Raw genomic sequence first — 3203 nt, forward strand, 5'->3', positions numbered from 1 at the left:
GGTATACAGACCGCAATATATTCCGCCCCCCCTTCGAGCGGGGTGCTATAACATATCCGCTCTCCCTGGGGAGCGACCACCGCCTGGCCCGCCGCCACATCAAATGATTCCGTATTCGTTTCCACCCGCAGCGTGCCGTTGAGCACCACTGTGTACTCGGTAAATTCCGGTGTTTGGCGCGGCTCCACCCAGCCGGCCGGACTGCGCATCCGGGCAATACTGACGCCCATGGTTGCTGAATTTACCCGGCCGATGAACTCGTCGATCACCTTCGGTTTATTACCGGCAGCTTTGACTTGAGTGGGATTGCGGATCAATCTAGCCATTTATGACTCCCCGTTTAGCGGTTTTACCTATTTAAAGCGGCACGCCAATTTCCGCCTGGTTTCGGTGAAATTCAACGGCTTTGCCCTGGCCAATCTCATCCATAAGCTACTGAAAACTGGCGGCACGAACTTTTTCGTTTCCTGTTTCGGTTTTATAGGACGATTTGCCAGATAGGTTTCCTTGTCCAGTAGGAAGTATCGACGGAAGATAATCGGGATCTCAACTTCGAAGTAGTTAGAGTTATCGTTTCTGGCGCGGAGCACTGTAGGATAGATCCTCAAACTTCCGACCCTGGTTTCCCGGGAGCATTTCGTTTGAACCCCGCTCCCAGAACATGCTTATATTCCGACCGAACGACTCTATCCTTTTACCCGGTTCTAAGGGGGGCCTTATGCGCAAACTAGCGGCCATCATGTTCACTGATCTGGTGGGCTACACTGCCCTTTCCCAGAAGAACGAGGCCCTGGCCCTGGAGCTGCTGGAAGAGCACCGTCAACTGCTCCGTCCCCTTTTCATCAAACACAACGGCCAGGAGATCAAGACCATCGGCGACGCCTTCCTGGTGGAGTTTACCAGTGCGGTGGAGGCGGCCCGCTGCGCAATCGCAATTCAGAAAGCTCTAACGGCTCACACCTCCGTTGTGGCACCCGAGAGACGAATCCAGGTCCGCATCGGCCTGCACGTAGGCGATGTGGTGATCAAGGAGAACGACGTCCTGGGTGACGGGGTGAACATCGCATCCCGCATCGAGCCGTTGGCCTCGCCAGGGGGTATATGTGTTTCCGGGACAGTCGCCGATCAGGTGAAGAACAAGATTGGCCTTCCCTTAAAAAGCCTGGGAGAGCAAAGGCTCAAGAACATCAAGGAACCCGTGACGGTCTACCGCGTCGTCCTGCCCTGGGAGGAGGGGAAAGCGCCCTCAAAACTTGTACGGCGGAAACAGGGTAATGTGCGCTGGCTAGGCGTTGGTGCGGTGGTCCTTTTACTGGTAGCGGTAGTATCGTGGCTGATTAGTCGAGGTGCGACCGTCGTAAAACCTGGTAGGATTACTTCCATCGCTGTCCTGCCACTGGTCAACCTGATGAACGATCCCGACCAGGAGTATTTCGTGGACGGTATGCACGAGGCCTTGACGGCAGAGCTATCCAAGATCAGCGCCCTGCGGGTCATTGGCCGAACCTCAACCATGAGCTACAAAGCCAACCCCAAGCCTATTCCGGTAATAGCCGCCGAGCTGAACGTTGATGCCGTCATTGAAGGCTCCGTATTGCGGGATGGGGACAAGGTGCGCATTACCGTTCAGCTGGTGGCCACCCGACCGGAGCGCCACCTCTGGTCCGATAGTTATGATCGTGACCTGCGCGATATTTTGAGTCTGCATAGTGATGTAGCGCGGGCGATTGCCCAGCAGATAAAGGTGGCGGTGACGCCGGAGGAGGAGGCGAGGCTGGCCGAGTCGAAAGAGGTGAATCCGGAAGCCTATCAAGCCTATTTGCTCGGTATGTACCATGGGCATCAATTCGATTTACCTGGTATCGAAAAGGGTGTAGAATATCTGACTGAGGCAACCATTATTGATCCCGATTATGGGGATGCCTTCAGCGGGTTGGCATGGCATTATATAGTTCTCGGGCTTGGCCACGGGGACAGCGGCAAGCGGCCTCTCGATATGTATCGCAAAGCGAAACAGGCCGCTGAGCGTGGCCTGGAGCTCAATCAGAATTCTGCATATGCACACTGGATTATGGCTCTCATCCGGTTTGTATTCGAGTTCGATTGGGCGGGAGCAGAGGCCCTATATCAAAAATCTCTAGAGTTAAATCCATTTTCCGTGGCCGGTACTTATGATCTATTTCTCAGCGCGTTAGGTCGCCACACCCAAGCCGTAGAAGTGACGGAGAGATGGCTCAAACACAACCCTTTATCGCCCATTTCCCACATAGATGCTGCGATAATTTACTTGAGATCTCTGGATTTCAGCTCTGCGGAGCGGGCATACTTGAGAGCGCTGGAACTCGATACGGACTTTCCTCCGGCACAAAAATTTGAGACTGACATGTTGATAGCGAGGGGAGATATCCAGGGCGCACTGAACTCAATTGAGAAAAATAACGTATTAGCAGGTTCCTCCACCCATGCATATCTGCTTGGCAGAACGGGTAGAACATCACGGGCGAGGGAAATTCTAGCAGAATATTTAGGGCGTCGAGAAACTGAGTATGTATCCGCGATGGAAATAGCACGCATTTATTGAGGGTTGGAAGACTGGGATAACGCTGTCACCTGGTTGTCTACTGCCATTGATGAGCGGGCATATTGGATAGCGTGGCTTCCTGCGGATTTCACATTTTCGGATATGCATGGTACCCAGAGATTCAAGGATTTGCTCTCACAAATGCATTACCCCAATTAACCGCTAATGCCCTCGCCCTTCTCCACCTTCATCACCGAGCTCCGCCGCCGGAGGGTCTTCCGGGTGGCGGCGTTCTATGGCGGCGTTACCTTTGTCATTATCAAGATGGTGCTGTTGAAGTAGGGAAAAGTCACAACTAAAGTCGTTTTCCCGGATACGGGCCGGATACGACTTTTGCTTTCTCGACGAGCTGTCTCCTTATTTTCGATCTGGCAACAGGGGTTCGATTCCCCTACGGGCTACGCGCGAATTTGTCGACGGGAACCACAAATTCTTGTCAGTGACCGGCAACCTTCAAGCCATCCCCGGATAGCGCAAACTCCCGCAAAGAACCGCAAAGAACCACACCCAGAGCCGGATACGGAACCGGATACGGGGAATTTCATAAATGGAATCTCCAATTTAGGATCGTTGAGGGGGGGAGGGGGGTCATCAGATTAAGCGTGACTCAGCTGGCTGAGTT

At 53.4% G+C, this 3203-nt stretch carries 2 protein-coding genes; one reads left to right on the forward strand and one right to left on the reverse strand.

From position 1 onward, the window contains the following. A partial coding sequence (locus tag IH971_11135) for a cupin (GenBank protein ID MCH7498382.1) occupies positions 1–326 on the reverse strand: 326 nt, incomplete at its 3' end. Positions 327–718: 392 nt separating this feature from the next. Here IH971_11135 and IH971_11140 point away from each other — a divergent pair. After that, positions 719–2581 carry a hypothetical protein gene (locus IH971_11140; GenBank protein ID MCH7498383.1) on the forward strand — a complete coding sequence of 621 codons (1863 nt, stop codon included), beginning with the start codon at positions 719–721 and terminating at the stop codon, positions 2579–2581. Positions 2582–3203: the final 622 nt, after the last annotated feature.

The sequence above is a fragment of the Candidatus Neomarinimicrobiota bacterium genome (assembly GCA_022560655.1).
Classification (GTDB): domain Bacteria; phylum Fidelibacterota; class Marinisomatia; order SCGC-AAA003-L08; family TS1B11; genus JADFSS01.